This window comes from Sphingomonas sp. S2M10, assembly GCF_012650175.1.
GTDB lineage: Bacteria > Pseudomonadota > Alphaproteobacteria > Sphingomonadales > Sphingomonadaceae > Sphingomonas.
Genome location: NZ_JAAILI010000055.1, coordinates 93,064 through 109,737 on the forward strand (window position 1 = coordinate 93,064; position 16,674 = coordinate 109,737).

Consider the following 16,674-nt stretch of genomic DNA (forward strand, 5'->3'; position numbering starts at 1 on the left):
CTACTCCGCCGCCACCGCCTCGACGGTGTCGTTCAGCGGATGCGGTAGCCGGGTTAGCATTTCCTTCGGCACCACCTGCCAGAACTTGCCCAGCTCGCGGTCCCAGTCCTCCAGCAGGCCCTTGGACCATTTGCTGTCGGTCTCCTCAGCATGCGCCTCGACCAGCGACCGGAGCCTGGCCTCCCAGTGGCTGGAGGCCAGCCGGTTCCAGGTGATGTTCTCCGGGTTCGCATGCCGCTCGAAGCTGCCGTCCACGTCATACACAAATGCCATGCCGCCGGTCATGCCCGCGCCGAAGTTCATGCCGACGCTGCCGAGCACCACCGCGGTGCCCCCGGTCATATACTCGCAGCCGTTCGCGCCGCAGCCTTCGACCACCACGTCCGCGCCCGAGTTGCGCACCGCGAAGCGTTCGCCCGCCTGGCCGGCAGCGAACAGCCGGCCTGAGGTCGCACCATAGAGCACGGTGTTGCCGATGATCGTGTTGTTCCACGATTCGATCGGCGAGCTGACCATCGGCCGCACCACGATGATGCCGCCCGACAGCCCCTTGCCGACATAGTCGTTGGCGTCGCCGAACACCTCGAGCGTGATGCCCTTGCACAGGAATGCGCCGAGCGACTGGCCGGCCGAGCCGCGCAGCCGGACATGGACGTGCCCGTCGGCGAGCGTCGACATGCCGAAGGTGTTGGTCACCTCGGACGAGAGCCGCGTCCCCACCGCGCGGTGGGTGTTGCGCACCGAATAGGTGAGCTGCATCTTCTCGCCGCGCGCGAACACCGGGGCGGCATCCTTGATCATCTGCGCGTCGAGGCTGTCCGGCACGTCGTTGCGGAAGGTGCTGAGGCTGAACCGGCGCTCGGCATCGTCCGCATCCACCTTGGCGAGGATCGGGTTGAGATCGAGATCGTCGAGATGCTCGGCGCCGCGGCTGACCTGGCGGAGCAGCTCGGTGCGCCCGATCACTTCGTCCAGGCTCTTGAAGCCTAGCTTGGCGAGGATCTCGCGCACTTCCTCGGCGATGAAGGTCATCAGGTTGATGACCTTCTCCGGCGTACCGACGAACTTGGCGCGCAGCGTCTCGTCCTGGGTGCAGACGCCCACCGGGCAGGTGTTCGAATGGCACTGGCGGACCATGATGCAGCCCATCGCGACGAGGCTCAGCGTGCCGATGCCATATTCCTCGGCGCCGAGGATCGCGGCGATGACGATGTCGCGCCCGGTCTTGAGCCCGCCATCGGTGCGCAGCTTGATGCGGCCGCGCAGGCCGTTGAGCGTCAGCGTCTGGTTGACCTCGGACAGGCCCATTTCCCAGGGCGTGCCGGCGTATTTGATCGAGGTGAACGGCGAGGCGCCGGTGCCGCCATTATGGCCGGCGACCAGGATGACGTCCGCATGCGCCTTGGCCACGCCCGCCGCGACGGTGCCGATGCCGGCCGAGCTGACCAGCTTGACGCACACCCGCGCACGCGGATTGATCTGCTTCAGATCGTAGATCAGCTGCGCCAGATCCTCGATCGAATAGATGTCGTGGTGCGGCGGCGGCGAGATCAGCGTCACGCCCGGCGTCGCATGGCGCAGCTTGGCGATGAACTCGGTGACCTTAAAGCCGGGCAGCTGGCCGCCTTCGCCGGGCTTGGCGCCCTGGGCCACCTTGATCTCGATCTCGTCGCAGGCGTTGAGATATTCCGCCGTCACGCCGAACCGGCCCGAGGCGACCTGCTTGATGCTCGAATTGGCGTTGTCGCCATTCTCATAGGGCTTGTAGCGCGCCGAATCCTCGCCGCCCTCGCCCGAGACGGCGCGCGCGCCGATCCGGTTCATCGCGATCGCCAGCGTCTCGTGCGCCTCGGGGCTGAGCGCGCCGAGCGACATGCCCGGCGTCACGAAGCGCTTGCGGATCTCGGTGATCGCCTCGACTTGGTCGATCGGCACGCCGCTTTCGGGGAAGTTGAACTCGAGCAGATCGCGTAAGTAGACCGGCGGCAGATCGCGCACCCCGCGCGAGAAGGCGAGATAGCTTGAATAGCTGTCGTTTGAGACCGCGGTTTGCAGCTGGTGCATCAGCTGCGCCGAATAGGCATGCGCCTCGCCGCCCGCGCGTTGGCGGTAGAAACCGCCAACCGGCAGCGTCGCGACGCCCGCGTCATAGGCCGCCTCGTGGCGCATCATCGCCGAGAGGTGGAGCGAGGCATAGCCCTCGCCCGAGATCTTGGCCGGCATTCCCGGGAACAGATCGTTCACCAGCGCGCGGCTGAGACCCACGGCTTCAAAATTGTAGCCGCCGCGATACGAACTGATCACCGCGATGCCCATCTTCGACAGGATCTTAAGCAGCCCCTCGTCCACTGCCTTGCGGTGGCGCTTCAGGCACTCGGCCAGGCTGATCTCGCCGAACAGGCCGCGCGCGTGGCGATCGGCAATCGCCGCTTCGGCCAGATAGGCGTTCACCGTGGTCGCGCCGACGCCGATCAGCACCGCATAATAGTGCGTGTCGAGGCACTCGGCGGTGCGGACGTTCACGCTCGCATAGGAGCGCAGGCCACGCCGGACGAGGTGCGTGTGCACCGCCGCCGCCGCCAGCACGCCGGCGATCGCGGCCTTGTCCGGCCCGCTATGCTCGTCGGTGAGGAAGAGTTCGGTGCAGCCGGCGCGAACCGCCTGCTCGGCCTCATGGCGGATGCGCTTGATCGCCAGCTTGAGCGATTCGGGATCGCCGTCCGCCGCGAAGGTGCAGTCGATCTCGGCCGCGCTCGATCCGAAATGCGCCCGCAGCCGGTGCCAGTCGGCATTGGTGAGTACCGGGCTCTCCAGCACCAGCACCGGGCTGCCCGCCCCCTCGGTATCGAGGATGTTGGCGAGGTTGCCGAACCGCGTCTTGAGCGACATCACATAGCGCTCGCGCAACGGATCGATCGGCGGGTTGGTCACCTGGCTGAAGTTCTGGCGAAAGAACTGGCTGATCAGCCGCGACTTGTACGAGATCACCGCGAGCGGCGTGTCGTCGCCCATCGAGCCGATCGCTTCCTTGGCGGTCTCGACCATCGGCGCGAGAATCAGCTCCATGTCCTCCAGCGACTGCCCGGCGGCGACCTGGCGCCGCGACAGTTCGGCGCGCTCGTAATAGGTCTCGGCGGGCGCTGCGGGCAGGTCGTCGATCGACAGGAAGCCCTGCACCATCGAGGCATAGTCGGCCTCGCCGGCGATCTGGTCCTTGATCGCGCGGTCGTGGAGCAGCTTGCCCTCGTCCAGGTCGACCGCGATCATCTCGCCCGGCCCGAGCCGGCCCTTGGCGACGACGTTCGCCTCCGGCACCGGCACCATACCTGTTTCCGAGCCGACGATCAGCAGCCCGTCCGAGGTCTGGGTGTAGCGCAAGGGCCGCAGCGCATTGCGATCCATGCCCGCCACCGCCCAGCGGCCGTCGGTCATCGCCAGCGCCGCCGGGCCGTCCCACGGCTCCATCACGCTCGCGAGATACTGGTACATCGCGGCGTGCGCCGGCGGGGTATCCTCGTCCTGCTGCCACGCCTCGGGCACCAGCATCAGCTTGGCGGTGGGCGCGTCGCGGCCCGAGCGGCAGATCGCCTCGAACACCGCGTCGAGCGCGGCCGTGTCCGATGCGCCGGCCGGGATCACGGGCTTGATGTCCTCGCTCTGCTCGCCGAACGCGATGCTCGCCATCTTGATCTCGTGGCTGCGCATCCAGTTCTGGTTGCCGCGGATCGTGTTGATCTCGCCGTTATGCGCCAGGCAGCGGAACGGCTGCGCCAGCCACCATTGCGGGAAAGTGTTGGTGGAATAGCGCTGGTGGAAGATCGCGACGCGGCTCTCGAAGCGCGAATCCTTGAGGTCCGGATAGAAGTCGGACAGCGATTCGGCGAGGAACAGCCCCTTGTAGATGATCGAGCGGCACGACAGCGAGCAGATGTAGAAGCCGCCGACCTGCGCCGCGATCACCCGCTTTTCGATACGGCGGCGGATCAGGTAGAGCTGGCGCTCGAACTCGGCGGCGTCCATCGTCTCGGGCATCGGGCCCGCGATCATGATCTGCTCGATCTCGGGGCGCGTGGCCTGCGCCTTCATGCCGATCACCGAGACGTCGACCGGCACCTGGCGCCAGCCATAGATGGTGTAGCCCGCCTCGATGATCTCGCTCTCGACGATGGTGCGGCAGGTCTCCTGCGCCCCCAGATCGGTGCGCGGCAGGAAGATCATGCCGACGGCGAGGCGGTTCGGCAGCACGCGGTGGCCGCTGCCGACGATCTGCTCGTCGAAGAAGCGCAAGGGGAGATCGACATGGAGGCCGGCGCCGTCACCGGTCTTGCCGTCGGCATCCACCGCGCCGCGGTGCCACACCGCCTTCAGCGCATCGATCGCCGACTGGACGACGCGGCGCGACGACTGGCCATCGGTCGCCGCGACGAGCCCCACGCCACAGGCATCGCCTTCAAATTCGGGGCGGTACATGCCCTCGCGGGCAAGGCGTTCGCGCTCGGCGGCCAGCTTGATGTCGTCCATGGTCTTCCTCGATCGTCGTTCGCGCAGCCCCGGGGGCCGCGGTGCTTACTTCTTGGCGGGCTGCCCGGCCTTGCTGCCCAGCAGCTTCAGGATCTTCTCGCGCTGCGCGGGCGTGAGATCCTCGGGCTTGCGCGGCGGCGGCAGATCCTTGGTGCCGGCTTGTGCTGCCTGCACCAGCGCGGGCATTTGCTGCATGATCTCGGGCATGGATTCCGCCATCGCCTGCGCCATGTCCGGCCCCATCATCAGTTCCATCGAACTGCGCGCATAATGGCTTCCCGCCGGCGTCGCGAAGAAGCGCTGGAGCTCCTGTAGCTCGGGCAACGTATATTCGCGCGCATAGGCCCGGGCGAGCGCGACGCGCACCTTGGGCTCGAGCGTGGACATCAGCTTGCCCATCTCGCCCATCATTGACCGCATCATCCGCTGCTGGCGTTCCTGCCAGTAGGGATCGTAGATCTCCATCACCTCGCGAAGCGTCGTCTTGCCCAGCTGGGCCACCTCCGCTTCGGTGAGGCCGCCGATCTTCGCGAAATCGCGCAACGGCAGCTCACCGGCGGAGCCGAGCATCGACTCCATCATGCGGTTGAAATTCTCGCCCAGCATGCGCTGGTACATGCCCTGCGGGATCAGCTTGTCGGCCAGCTCGCGGGCAATGGCGAGGCGCGCGGGATCGGGCGCGGCGGCGCCAGACGCCGGCGACGCAGCCTGCGTCTGCGCCAGCGCCGGGCTGGCGACGGCGAGCAACAGCCCGGTGACGAGCGCCTTCATGCCAGGCTCTCCGCGCGCGCTGCAGCGTTGGCGGTCGGTGCCTTGGCATGCGCCTTCATCCACGCGTGCATATGTGCCGCCACGTCGCGACCGTCGCGGATCGCCCAGACGACCAGGCTGGCGCCGCGGACGATGTCGCCGGCGGCGAACACGCCGTCCATGCTGGTCATCATCGTCTTGCCGTCGGTGCGCAGCGTGCCCCAGCGGGTGACGCCCAGTTCCTCGGCGCCGAACAGCCTGGGCAGGTCCTCGGGCTCGAAGCCGAGCGCCTTGATGACGAGATCGGCCGGCATCTGCAGCGCTCCGCCCGGATCGACTTCCGGCGCGCGGCGGCCCGAGGCGTCCGGCGCACCGAGCCGCATCTTGGAGGCGCGGACGCCGGTCACCTGCTCGCTGCCTTCGAAGGCTTCCGGCGCGGAGAGCCAGACGAACTCGACGCCTTCCTCCTCGGCATTGGCGACTTCGCGCTGCGAACCCGGCATGTTCGCCCGGTCGCGGCGGTAGAGGCACTTCACCGAGGCCGCGCCCTGGCGGATCGCGGTGCGCACGCAGTCCATCGCGGTGTCGCCGCCGCCGACGACCACGACATGCTTGCCGAGCGCGTTGAGGCTGCCATCGTCATAGGCGGGCACGGCATCGCCGAAATTCTTGCGGTTCGATGCGGTAAGGAAGTCCAGCGCGTCGACCACGCCCCGGGCGCCGACCCCCGGCGCCTTGATCGCGCGCGCCTTGTAGACGCCGGTGGCGACCAGGATCGAATCATGGCGCTGGCGGAGTTCGCCGAGCGTCGCGTCGCGGCCGACCTCGAAATTGCGGTGGAAGACGATCCCCGCCTGCTCGAGCCGGTCGACGCGGCGCATCACCACGTCCTTTTCCAGCTTGAAGCCGGGGATGCCGTACGTGAGCAGGCCGCCCGAACGATCATAGCGGTCATAGACGTGCACGGCATAGCCATAGCCGCGCAGATATTCGGCGGCGGCAAGGCCCGCCGGCCCCGCGCCGATGATGCCGACCGACTGTCCGCGCTCGCGCCCGACCTGCACCGGCTCCACCCAGCCTTCGGCCCAAGCCGTGTCGGTGATGAACTTCTCGACCGAGCCGATCGTCACCGCGCCGTGCCCGGAGAACTCGATCACGCAATTACCTTCGCACAGCCGGTCCTGCGGGCAGATGCGGCCGCAGATCTCGGGCATGGTCGAGGTGCTGTTGGAGAGCTGGTACGCCTCGCGCAACCGCCCCTCGGCGGTCAGGCGCAGCCAGTCCGGAATATGGTTGTGCAGCGGACAGTGCACCGAGCAATAGGGCACGCCGCACTGGCTGCAGCGGCCGGCCTGCGATTCCGCATCGGGCACCGCATAGCGTTCCGCGATCTCGCGGAAGTCCTCGGCCCGCAGCGGGGCGGGACGCTTGGCCGGGTACGCCTGCGGGCGTCCGACAAATTTGAGCATGGGATCGTCAGCCATGCCGCCCCCGTACAGGAGGACAGCAAAACTAAAAAGACAGCATTACTGACCTATAAGGCTTGGAAGTTAGAAAATGCACGATCCGCGCCCACGACGTTTGCTATTCTAGGTCCGAAACGGCCCTAACGCATGGAAAGCCAAATGAGCGCCGCCGCGCCTGCAACAATACGATAGTAGGCAAAGGGCGCAAAGCCATGTTTGCTCACGATGCCGACGAACCACTTGATGACCGCAAGGGCCACGACGAAGGCGACGACAAAGCCGATGCCGATTTCCCCCCATCCAACGCCGCTCGTCGTCAGCATCTCGCGGTTTTTGAGCAGCTCGAGAACGGTTGCGCCCAGCATCGTCGGAATGGCGAGGAAGAAGCTGAACTCTGCGGCAGTCCGGCGCTCGACGCCCAGGGCCAGCGCGCCCATGATGGTGGCGCCGGAGCGGCTCACGCCCGGCACCATGGCGAGGCACTGGATGAAGCCAATGCCGATCACGCGGATCAGCGGGACTTCGGCGATGCCGTGAATCGTCGCCGACTTCACCGCCCGCTCGATTAGCAGGATCGCCACGCCACCGACGATCAGCGCCCAGGCGACCACCTTGGGCGCGCCTAGCAGCGCCTCGATCTGCTTGTGGAGCGCCAGTCCGATGACGGCGGCGGGGATGAAGGCGATCAGCAGGTTGCGCACAAAGCGCAGCGACACGGGATTGAGTTTCAGCAACCCGTCCGCCACCGCCCAGAAGGTGCGCCAATAGAGCACCACCACCGCCAGGATCGCACCGAGCTGGATGACGACGTTGAACATCGCCCAGCGCGCCGAATCATAGCCCATCAGCTCGCTGGCGAGGATCAGGTGCCCGGTCGAGGAGACCGGCAGGAACTCGGTGACGCCTTCGACGATGCCGAGCAGGATCGCCACCAGCAGCGTGGTCATGGAAAGGCTCCTTCAGGGGTCGCGCCGGGCGACCCCCTGCAAGGCGCCGCCCGGCAGGGGGAATGGGTTCAGGCGGTCGCGCGAAAGCGGCTGAAGCGGCCGGCCTGGCGGAAGCGCACCAGCCAGCTCGGCGCCACCGTCGCCATCGGCGTGGGCTGCACGCCCAGTGCGGCGAGACCCTCGGCGCCCGCAGGCACGACATTGTCGGCCTGCAGCATCGCGAACTGGTCGCTGGTGATCGGCGTGCCCGGCAGCGCGGCGATCAGGCCCGCGACCGAGTCCGGCAGTTCGACAAAGTGCGGCTTGCGGCCGATCGCGCTGGCGATCCAGCGGAGCAGTTCGGTCATGCTCAGCACGTCCGGGCCGCCCAGCATATAGGTCTTGCCGCCATGCGCCGCCGGATCTGCCAGCGCGGCGGTGATCGCTTGCGCGACGTCCGACACGAACACCGGCTGGAACCTGGTCTCGCCGCGCACGACCGGCACGATGTTGAGCGGCGCGCCCGCGATCATGCCGGCGAAGCGGTTCACGAACGCATCCTCGCGCCCGAACACGATCGAGGGGCGCAGGATCGTCGCGCCCGGGAAGGCCGCGAGCACGGCCTGCTCGCCGGCCGCCTTGCTGCGGCCATAGGCGGAGGGCGACGCGGCATCGGCACCGAGCGCCGAGATATGCACCATCGCGTCGGCACCGGCAGCCTTGGCGGCTTCGGCGACATTGCGTGCGCCTTGAACATGGACCTTGTCGAAATCGCCGGACAGGATACCGACGAAGTTCACCACGGCGTGGCTGCCCTGCAGCGCGCGGGCAAGCGTTTCGGGCCTGGTGATGTCGCCAGCGACGAGCTGGGTCTGGCCCAGATTGCCCTGGGTCTTGAGGAACCAGGCATCGCGGGGCTTGCGCTCGACGACGCGGACGCGCGCGCCGGCGGCGAGCAGCTCCTGCGCCACGTAGCGGCCGAGAAAGCCACCACCGCCGATCAGGGTTACCAGCCGATCCTTCATCTTGCCCTCTTTGCCTCGCGAACCTTCGGCCCCAATGCCGTGCGAAGGGCTAAACGGCAAGCGCGACGCGAAGTCCAACATTTTTCGCAGAAAGTGTTTGACACCTCCCGCAAACCTCCACTAGAGGCGCCGGCCTACCCCGTGCCCAGATGGCGGAATTGGTAGACGCACCAGCTTCAGGTGCTGGCGATCGCAAGGTCGTGGAGGTTCGAGTCCTCTTCTGGGCACCATTTTTCCCCAAGCGATTGGGGTGCTGAGAATGGCGCGATATCCGGCGCCCTCGCGCGAAATCCTGCACTTGGACCGACACGCCGTAACGCAGGTTGCCCGTCACCCTCCGGTGGCGCGGATCGGCATGGCCGATGCAGGTGCGGAGCGGGCAAGCCCCACGATGACCATGGCCGTTGATCCGTCGATGCGCACCAGCGGATCGGCCACCGCCACCTGCGGGGCGGCCCAGCGATTTGCCGGGTCGTAGAAGCGCAGCACCGCGTCACGCCAGTCGACCCTCGCCCACCGGGGGCACCTCGACATACTCCTCGGCGATCAGCGCGCCGAGCGCTGCGGGATCGAACCGCGCCTCGGCTGCACCGCCGCCTTGATCACGCCGACCAAGGCGCGCGCGCCGGCAGGCGAGCCGCAAGCGCGGTGGCCGGGAAACGGTTCTGCATATGGCGATACTCCTCGTGTCGCGATTCCAAGCGAAGGGCATTATACCGCGGGACCGGCGCTCAGCGGGCGGCGCGCGGCGCGCCAGGCCGGCACCGCGCCGCCCAGCACCGCCACCACCAACGCCACCACCAGCGACTGGAGGATGTCGGCGACGCTCAGATCAAAGCGGAACATCACCTGCGCCAGATTGCCCCCGATGGTGCTCGCGCTACGGCCATGGAGGAACACCAGCGCGAACAGGATCGCCACCGCGCAGCCGAGCAAAACCAGCAGGATCGCCTCCGCCATGGTGCTGACGAACACCGGCAGCCCGCGATAGCCCAGGATGCGCAGCGTGCGGATTTCCTCCGCGCGCGCGGAGACCGAGGTGAACATGGTATTCAATGCCCCCGCCAGCGCACCCACCGCCATCGCGATGCCGAGCGGCCAGCCGATGAACAGGATCAGCTTGCCCATGTTGCGCGCCTGGACCGCGAAATACGCCTTTTCGGAGCGCGCCGTCAGCTTCAGCACCGGATCGGCCGCAAGATAGCGTTGCAGCGGCCCGATCGCCGCCGCATCGGTGAGGCGCACCCGCACCGACTGCACCGCCCCGCTTGATCCGAAGAACTGCGCGACGAGATTGCGGTCCGCCCAGACTTCCGATTCCGCCGCCGATCCGCCTGCATCGAAGATGCCGACGACCTTCCAGACGACGCCCGCGAGCCGGATGCTGCGCCCCAGCTTCAGATCGCGATAGCGCGCCGCAAGCGTCGCGCCGACGACCAGTTCGCTGCTGCCGGGCGCGAACATGCGGCCGGCGGCCAGCTTCGCGAGCGGCCGCACCGCCAGACCCTGCGTGCCCATGCCGCGCAGCGACAGATTGGCCTCCGCGCCGTGATCGTCGACCGCGCTGATCGTCGCGAAATTCTCGGGCGAGATCAGCGGCCCGTCGGCGCCGCGCGCGATGCCGGGGGCATTCTGCAGCTGGGCGAGCCGGCCGACATCGATCGCGCTGGCGAATTCCGAGGGCGATCCCTCGGCGAGGATGACCGCGCTGCGATCCGATCCGGCGCCGGCCACGGTCGACCGGAAGCCCGACGCCATCGCCAGGAACCCGAGCAGGACCAGCGTGGCCAGCGCGATGCCGAACACGGCCGCGAGCGACATGCGGGCGCGCGACGGCAACCCGAGCAGGGCGATTCGGGCAACCGCCCCGATCTGACGGACTTGGCTGAACATCTCAGACCCTCCCCAATGCGGTTACGATATCGAGGCGGGCGGCCTTGGCCACCGGCAGCAGCCCGGTCAGCACGATCAGCCCGCCCGCCAGCAGCGCCGCGATCCCCAGCGTGCCGGGCCCGATCGCCAGCCCCGGCAGCATGTCCTTCGTCGCCTGCGCGATCGCGGTGACGATCAGCGCCGCCACCCCCATCCCCAGCGCCGCGCCCGCCAGCGTGATCAGCGCGACCTCGCCGACAACGATGCGCGCCACGCGGCCGCCGGAGAAGCCCAGCGTCTTCAGCACGCCGATCTCGCGCGTGCGCTCCCCCACCATGAAGATCAGCGTGTTGCCGACGATGCACAGGATGACGAGGAACGCCGCCCCGACGACGAGGCGGATGATCATCACCACGTCGCCGATCTGCGACAGGAACGCCCTGCCCAGCGCCGCTTCGCTCTGGGTGCGGGTCGCCGCGGCGGAATTGGCATAGGCCGCGTCGATCGTGCGGGCCATCGCGTCATTGGCCGCCACGTCGCGGCCCTGCACCATGATCCAGTTGGCGCGATCGCGGCCGGTCAGCAGCGCGTCGTTGAAATAGTCGTAATGGCCGGCGACCGCGAGTTCGGGCCCCCCGGGCTTGGCGGCGCGGTAGATGCCGGCGATGGTGAAGGTCCAGCTGCGCGTACCGTCGGTCCGCAGGTCGTTCATGCTCTGCAGCGCGACCTGGTCGCCGCGCTTCCAGCCGTTGCGCGTGGCGAGCGCCTGCCCGACGAGAAGGCCATCGCGCGTCGCGACGAAGCGCGCGCGATCCTCGGGGGAGACCACCGCGCTGTCCGCCGACAAGGCGAGATAGACCGCGGGATCCACCATCACCGCCGACAGGACGTCTTTCGGCTCGCGCCAATAGGTGATCGCCAGCCGCACCGGCGTCGCCGCGGCGACGTTGGGCTGCTGCCGGATATCGGCAAGATAGGCGATCGGTAGCATCTGCTGGAGGCCGTTGCGGTTGACGATCATCATCCGCTCCTGCGCGCCGGGCTGGTCTTCCATGCGGAACGCCGCGCCCACCGCGCTCAGCACGCCGAAGATCAGGAAGGCGATGGCGATGCACGCCACCATAAGCACCAGCCGGACCGGGTTGCGCAGCGCGTTGCGCGCGACGAAGGTCGACATCCTCATGCGGCGATCGCTTCGTCGACGAAGCGCCCCTTCTCGAGGTGGAGCGTCAGATCGGCGGCGCGCGCGGCGACCGGGTCATGGGTGACCATCACGATCGTCTTGCCCAGCTCGCTCGACAGCAGCCGCAGGATTTCGAGCACGCCGTCCGCGCTTGGCCGGTCGAGATCGCCGGTGGGCTCGTCGGCGAGGATCAGCTTCGGATCCGCAACCAGCGCACGGGCGATCGCCACCCGCTGCTGCTGCCCGCCGGAAAGTTCGCGGGGACGATGCTTCATCCGGTCGGACAGGCCGACCACCTCCAGGGCGGTTTCCACCCGCCGGCGCCGCTCGCCCGCGTGCATGCGCTGCAGCAGCAACGGCAGCTCGACATTCTGCGCCGCGGTCAGCATCGGCATCAGATTGTAGAACTGGAAGATGAAGCCCAGCGTCCGGGCCCGCCATTCGGCCAGCGCCGCCTCGCCATAGCGATCGATCCGCGCGCCATCGATCGACAGCGCGCCGCTGCTGGGCCGGTCGATGCCGGCCAGCATGTTGAGCAGCGTCGTCTTGCCCGATCCGGAGGGCCCCATCAGCGCGACGAAGCGGCCGCGCGGGATCGACAGCGACAAATTGTCGAAGATCGGCACCACGGTATCGCCGCGGCTGTAGCGCTTCGACAGGGCGACGATATCGATCAGCGGGGCGGATGCCGGGATGGTCTGCATCATGTTCATGGCCTCGATCCTGTGCTGGACGGGGAGGAAAGGAACGCGGCCTTAGCCGCCATCTGCGGAAGGATGCGCGGATCACGCCGCACCAGGGCGATGTTGACGCGCACCGTGGCGCGGTTGCGATCGGCGGCGGGAACGATTGCCGAGACCGTCGCCGCGAAGCGCTCACCGGGCAGCGCGTCGAAGGTCAGCGCGACCGGCTGGCCGGGGCGGATCTTGCCGATATAGGCCTCGTTGACGTCGGCCTCGACGTGCAGGCTGTCCATGTCCACTAGGGTGACGATGCCGGTCCGCGTGAACCCGCCGCCGGCCGAGATCGGCGACACCAGCTCGCCGACTTCGGCGTTCTTGTCGATCACCACGCCGGCAAAGGGCGCGCGGATGGCGAAGCGGCCCAGCGTCACCTCGGCCGCGCGCACCGCCGCGCCTGCGCCGGCCAGCGCAGCCTCGGCAGCGGCGACGCGCGCGCCCAGCATGCCGCTTTCCGCGGCGCTCGCCTCCAGCGACGCCCTGGTCGCGAAACCGCGGTCGCTCAGCGCCTGTTGCCGGGCGAGCGTCGCCGCCGCCTGCACGCGCTGGAACCGGAGGCCGGCGACTTGCTGGCGTGCCTCCGCCTGGGCGGCGCGGGCGCGTCCCAGCGCGGCGCGCGCATCGGCATCGTCGACATGCGCGATCACCTGCCCCGCGCGCACCCGGTCGCCCTCGCGCACCAGAATCTCGCGGATCTGGCCGGTAACCTGCGAGCCGATCGTGCCGCTGCGCTGGGGCACGACGAAGCCGGCGGCGACCAGCGCGGCTGCGGGGGCGGCGACCGGCGCCGCCTGCGCCGTTCCCGCCGCGATCACCGGCGCGGGCGCCACCGCGGTCTCGCGCGTCGCCACCACGATCGCGGCGGCGGCCGCGACCAGGCCGATCCCGGCGCCGATCATGGCCCGACGCCGCGGGCGGACGGGATCGCCGGCCGGGGCCGCGCGCGGCGGCGCGGAATCGAGCTGCAGCGCGCGCAGCCGATCGATCACGGCGGCGGTCACTTGCCCTGCCCCTTGCGCGCGTAATGCGCGGAGACGCCCGCCCAGCACAGCCCGGCCAGCGCCGCCGGCAGCAGATGGAGCGCCGCCGTGCCGAGCCCGGCATGCGCGGCGAAGCTGCCCAGGGTGCCGTCGAAATAGTCCAGCGGCGCGATCATCAGCACCGCCAGCGCCGACAGCAGGCTGGCCGCGGTCCCCCGCACGACCCGCCCGTCGGCGAGCCGCGGCAGGGCGAACAGCGCCAGCAGGAACAGCGCGCCGAACGCGATCTTGGCATAGGGCGGGATCAGGTCCGCGATGTGGAAGATCGCATTGGCGGCCGTGCGCAGATCCCCGCCCCCATCGGTCTGGTGCCAGCGCAGCGCTGCGCCCGAATAGGTAAAGGCGGACCAGCCGGCCACCCAGCCGATCAGCGTCGCCTTGTGCTGCGCCAGCACCGCCAGCGGGCCGGCCGCGCGGCGCGGCAAGAAGGATGGAGTCATGCGATCTTCTCCTGCGTGAACTGACGATGGGCAAAACGACGGTAGAGGCCGACGCCGGAAAGCAGGGCATCGGGCGTACCGCATTCGACGATCCGTCCGGCCTCCAGCGAGACGATCTGGTCCATCGTCTCCAGACCACTCATTCGGTGGGTGACGAGGATGCAGGTCCGCCCGCGCATCAGCATGTCGAGCCCCTGCAGGACGAGATGCGCATTCTCCTCATCGAGGCTCGAGGTGGCCTCGTCCAGCAGCAGGATCTCGGGGTCGCGCAGGAACATGCGGGCGATCGCGATGCGCTGGCGCTCGCCCCCGGAAAGCAGCACGCCGCGCTCGCCGACCGGGGTGTTCAGCCCCTCCGGCAGTGCCGCGACGAAGCCCGCCGAGCGCGACAGGGCCAGCGCATCGGCGATCTGCTGCTCGCCCACCGGGCGATCGATGCCGTAGAGCAGATTGTCGCGGATGCTGCCCGACACCATCGGCGTCGACTGGGCGACATAGCCGATCCGCGCGCGCCATTGGGCGAGCGGCAGCGCCGCGATGTCCTGCGCGCCGTAGCGGATGACGCCCCCGTCCGGCGCGTAGAAGCGCTCGATCAGCGCGAGCAGCGTCGACTTGCCCGACCCGCTCGGGCCGATCAGCGCGGTTCGGGTGCCGGGCGCGAAGGCGATCCGGTCGATCGCGAGCGTCGTGCCCGTGCCCTCCGCACCCGCGGCATAGGCGAAGCGGATGTCCTCGAGCGTCAGCGCCTGGGGCAGCCCCGGCACCGCCGCCATGCCGGCGCGATCGGCACCCTCGGCTTCCGCCGGCAGGTCCAGGACGTCGAGCAGCCGCGCCGATGCACCCCGCGCGGCCGACAGCCGCGAAACGAAGGCGGTCAGCTGCGCCAGCGGCCCGACCACCGTGAAGATGTAGAGCAGAAATGCTGTGAGCGTGCCCGACGACAGCGATCCCGCCGCCACCCGCATGCCGCCATAGGCGAGGATCGTCACCATCGCGAGGGTGACCGACAGGGTGACGATCGGGCTGAGCGCCGCTTCGATTCGGGCGGAGCGGCAGCCGAGCGCGAACAGCGACGCGACGTCGGCGGCGATCGTGCGCTGCTCGCGCGCCTCCGCGCCGAACGTCTTCACCATGCGGATCTCCGCGAAAATCTGGGTCAGCCGCCCGCTCAGCCGCGCGGTCTCGTCCTGGGTGCGCGTGGTGATCCTCGCGGTGGTCAGCACCACCGGCAGCATGGCCAGGAACGCAAGCGCCACCGCGCCGAACAAGATGCCGGCAAGCCGCGCGTCCGTCGCGAACAGTACGACGGCCGCGCCGACCAGCAGCAGCGCGGCCGATGCCGCCGCCAGCCCCTCGCGCGAGACGATCTGGGCCACCGCCTTGGTGTCGTTGACGACACGGCTGGTCACCGACCCGCTCGATGCGTCCTCGAAATAGCCGATCCGCGCGCGCACCAGCCGGTCCACCGTCGCCGCCTTGAGCGCCGCGTCCAGCGCGAGGCCCGCACGCGCCGTGAGGAAGCGCGCGACGGCCGAAGCGATCGCGGAAGCCAGGAGCACCAGCGCCAGCACCAGCGCAGGGCCCTGCCACGAAGCGTCACCGCTACCCGCGCGATCGACAATCGACCGCGTCAGCAGCGGAAAGCCCAGGCTGCCGGCGACCTCGACCAGGCTCAGCACGCCCGCCGCCGCCAGCGCGAGCCGGTCGAGCGGCACATGGCGCAGCACAGCCCGCAGGCCGGCGGGGGAAGCAGGCGCGGCCCCGCTCACGCGCGCAGGCTTTCGAGCCGGTCGATCTTGTGCTTCGCCCAGCCGGCGACCAGCGCGCTGTCGCTGCGGGTGCCGCGTTCGAACACCGCGATGGTCGAATCGAGATCGGGCTGGGTGCCCGCCATTGCCTTCAGCGCCGAGAAGCGCACGCGCTCCGACAGATGCGAGCGCGCGGTTTCCTCGAGATAATCCGCCGCATCGCCATCGCCCAGCTGCGCGATCATCGGCATCAGGCAGGCCATCGACATGCGGTTGATCATCGTGCCGACCAGATTGCGTTCGACGTCGAAGCTGTACTGGTCGAGCACGCCGCCGCGCACCGTCAGCTCCATGATGTTGAGGCTGATCGACATGCTTTCCGGCGGCAGCTGGTCGTGAATGTCGACACAGGCGCGGTACAGCATCACCTTGCCTTCGTGCAGCGCGCTCTTCTCGACGAACTTCAGCGCGACCGGCTCGCCGGGATAACCCGCGGTCTGCTCGTAATCATAAGTGTAATAGTTGCTGCTGTAGCCAGGCCCGAAATAGCCCGAGGTCAGGAAGTTGAACGAATGATCGTGCGGGTGGTGGTAGAAGAACTGCTCCGGCCCGCTCGCCTTGAGAATGTGATCCTGGGTCGCCGGCCAGAAATTGGCGCGCAGGAAGAAGGTCTGGAAGCGCCGGGTGGGCGCATAGAGCATGATGACCTGCGGGCCGTAGTTGTTGGTGCCGTTGCCGATCGAGGTCCGCTTCTTCAGCTCCTCGAGCGCCAAGTCGGACAGGAAGGTGCGGTTGTTGTTCAGCCGCTTGAGCATCGGCGCGACCGACACCATCGCGTCATGATCGGACGTGTCGATATCGGCGTCGTGCAGATACTCGACCAGCTCGTCGAGTTCGATTGCGTCGCCCTGCGGGGCATCGATTACCAGGGGCATGATGGTTCTCCTCGTGGTGGCCGCGCGC

14 protein-coding genes and 1 tRNA gene are annotated in these 16,674 nt (G+C 68.6%); 1 reads left to right on the forward strand and 14 read right to left on the reverse strand.

What is annotated here, in order from left to right; genetic code table 11:
* The 5 genes from gltB to S2M10_RS13195 all read right to left on the reverse strand — a co-directional run bounded on the left by gltB (nt 1) and on the right by S2M10_RS13195 (nt 8,688).
* The gene (gltB, locus tag S2M10_RS13175) at nt 1–4,521 is read right to left on the reverse strand and encodes a glutamate synthase large subunit (protein ID WP_168846454.1); all 4,521 of its coding nucleotides are present in this window, start codon (nt 4,519–4,521) and stop codon (nt 1–3) included.
* 45 nt (nt 4,522–4,566) lie between these two features.
* Complete coding sequence (locus tag S2M10_RS13180) at nt 4,567–5,292, reverse strand: DUF2059 domain-containing protein (RefSeq protein WP_168846455.1); 726 nt, start codon at nt 5,290–5,292, stop codon at nt 4,567–4,569.
* Nucleotides 5,289–6,755 carry an NAD(P)-dependent oxidoreductase gene (locus S2M10_RS13185; protein WP_168846456.1) on the reverse strand — a complete coding sequence of 489 codons (1,467 nt, stop codon included), beginning with the start codon at nt 6,753–6,755 and terminating at the stop codon, nt 5,289–5,291. Before S2M10_RS13185 ends, S2M10_RS13180 begins: the two co-directional genes overlap by 4 nt.
* Nucleotides 6,756–6,877: 122 nt before the next feature.
* Nucleotides 6,878–7,684 (reverse strand): undecaprenyl-diphosphate phosphatase, encoded by an 807-nt coding sequence (locus tag S2M10_RS13190; RefSeq protein ID WP_168846457.1) that lies wholly within the window; start codon nt 7,682–7,684, stop codon nt 6,878–6,880.
* Nucleotides 7,685–7,752: 68 nt separating this feature from the next.
* Nucleotides 7,753–8,688 (reverse strand): complex I NDUFA9 subunit family protein, encoded by a 936-nt coding sequence (locus S2M10_RS13195; RefSeq protein WP_168846458.1) that lies wholly within the window; start codon nt 8,686–8,688, stop codon nt 7,753–7,755.
* Nucleotides 8,689–8,831: 143 nt separating this feature from the next.
* Here S2M10_RS13195 and S2M10_RS13200 point away from each other — a divergent pair.
* Nucleotides 8,832–8,918 (forward strand) — tRNA-Leu (locus tag S2M10_RS13200).
* A 100-nt stretch (nt 8,919–9,018) separates the two neighbouring features.
* Here S2M10_RS13200 and S2M10_RS13205 read toward each other — a convergent pair.
* From S2M10_RS13205 to S2M10_RS13245, 9 genes are all read right to left on the reverse strand, one after another.
* Nucleotides 9,019–9,177: a hypothetical protein gene (locus S2M10_RS13205; RefSeq protein ID WP_168846459.1), complete on the reverse strand. Its 159-nt coding sequence runs from the start codon at nt 9,175–9,177 to the stop codon at nt 9,019–9,021.
* Between the two features lie 4 nt (nt 9,178–9,181).
* Entirely contained in the window at nt 9,182–9,331 is a 150-nt protein-coding gene (locus S2M10_RS13210; protein WP_168846460.1) for a hypothetical protein, read from the reverse strand.
* Nucleotides 9,332–9,399: 68 nt separating this feature from the next.
* A complete protein-coding gene (locus S2M10_RS13215) occupies nt 9,400–10,581 on the reverse strand; it encodes an ABC transporter permease (protein WP_168846461.1) in 1,182 nt (393 codons plus the stop codon).
* A gap of 1 nt (nt 10,582) precedes the next feature.
* The gene (locus tag S2M10_RS13220; RefSeq protein WP_168846462.1) at nt 10,583–11,743 is read right to left on the reverse strand and encodes an FtsX-like permease family protein; all 1,161 of its coding nucleotides are present in this window, start codon (nt 11,741–11,743) and stop codon (nt 10,583–10,585) included.
* Entirely contained in the window at nt 11,740–12,456 is a 717-nt protein-coding gene (locus tag S2M10_RS13225) for an ABC transporter ATP-binding protein (protein ID WP_247650801.1), read from the reverse strand. Before S2M10_RS13225 ends, S2M10_RS13220 begins: the two co-directional genes overlap by 4 nt.
* On the reverse strand, nt 12,453–13,484 hold the full coding sequence (locus tag S2M10_RS13230) for an efflux RND transporter periplasmic adaptor subunit (protein WP_168846463.1): 1,032 nt from the start codon (nt 13,482–13,484) through the stop codon (nt 12,453–12,455). Before S2M10_RS13230 ends, S2M10_RS13225 begins: the two co-directional genes overlap by 4 nt.
* Nucleotides 13,481–13,963 carry a hypothetical protein gene (locus tag S2M10_RS13235; RefSeq protein ID WP_168846464.1) on the reverse strand — a complete coding sequence of 161 codons (483 nt, stop codon included), beginning with the start codon at nt 13,961–13,963 and terminating at the stop codon, nt 13,481–13,483. Before S2M10_RS13235 ends, S2M10_RS13230 begins: the two co-directional genes overlap by 4 nt.
* The gene (locus S2M10_RS13240; RefSeq protein ID WP_168846465.1) at nt 13,960–15,732 is read right to left on the reverse strand and encodes an ABC transporter ATP-binding protein; all 1,773 of its coding nucleotides are present in this window, start codon (nt 15,730–15,732) and stop codon (nt 13,960–13,962) included. Before S2M10_RS13240 ends, S2M10_RS13235 begins: the two co-directional genes overlap by 4 nt.
* A complete protein-coding gene (locus S2M10_RS13245; RefSeq protein WP_168846466.1) occupies nt 15,729–16,646 on the reverse strand; it encodes a transposase in 918 nt (305 codons plus the stop codon). Before S2M10_RS13245 ends, S2M10_RS13240 begins: the two co-directional genes overlap by 4 nt.
* Nucleotides 16,647–16,674: the final 28 nt, after the last annotated feature.

What these genes read in the sequence shown, in the direction of transcription:
- gltB (WP_168846454.1), bottom strand. Translation starts at nt 4,521, where the DNA reads ATGGACGACATCAAGCTGGCCGCCGAGCGCGAACGCCTTGCCCGCGAG.
- S2M10_RS13180 (WP_168846455.1), bottom strand. Translation starts at nt 5,292, where the DNA reads ATGAAGGCGCTCGTCACCGGGCTGTTGCTCGCCGTCGCCAGCCCGGCG.
- S2M10_RS13185 (WP_168846456.1), bottom strand. Translation starts at nt 6,755, where the DNA reads ATGGCTGACGATCCCATGCTCAAATTTGTCGGACGCCCGCAGGCGTAC.
- S2M10_RS13190 (WP_168846457.1), bottom strand. Translation starts at nt 7,684, where the DNA reads ATGACCACGCTGCTGGTGGCGATCCTGCTCGGCATCGTCGAAGGCGTC.
- S2M10_RS13195 (WP_168846458.1), bottom strand. Translation starts at nt 8,688, where the DNA reads ATGAAGGATCGGCTGGTAACCCTGATCGGCGGTGGTGGCTTTCTCGGC.
- S2M10_RS13215 (WP_168846461.1), bottom strand. Translation starts at nt 10,581, where the DNA reads ATGTTCAGCCAAGTCCGTCAGATCGGGGCGGTTGCCCGAATCGCCCTG.
- S2M10_RS13220 (WP_168846462.1), bottom strand. Translation starts at nt 11,743, where the DNA reads ATGAGGATGTCGACCTTCGTCGCGCGCAACGCGCTGCGCAACCCGGTC.
- S2M10_RS13225 (WP_247650801.1), bottom strand. Translation starts at nt 12,456, where the DNA reads ATGAACATGATGCAGACCATCCCGGCATCCGCCCCGCTGATCGATATC.
- S2M10_RS13235 (WP_168846464.1), bottom strand. Translation starts at nt 13,963, where the DNA reads ATGACTCCATCCTTCTTGCCGCGCCGCGCGGCCGGCCCGCTGGCGGTG.
- S2M10_RS13245 (WP_168846466.1), bottom strand. Translation starts at nt 16,646, where the DNA reads ATGCCCCTGGTAATCGATGCCCCGCAGGGCGACGCAATCGAACTCGAC.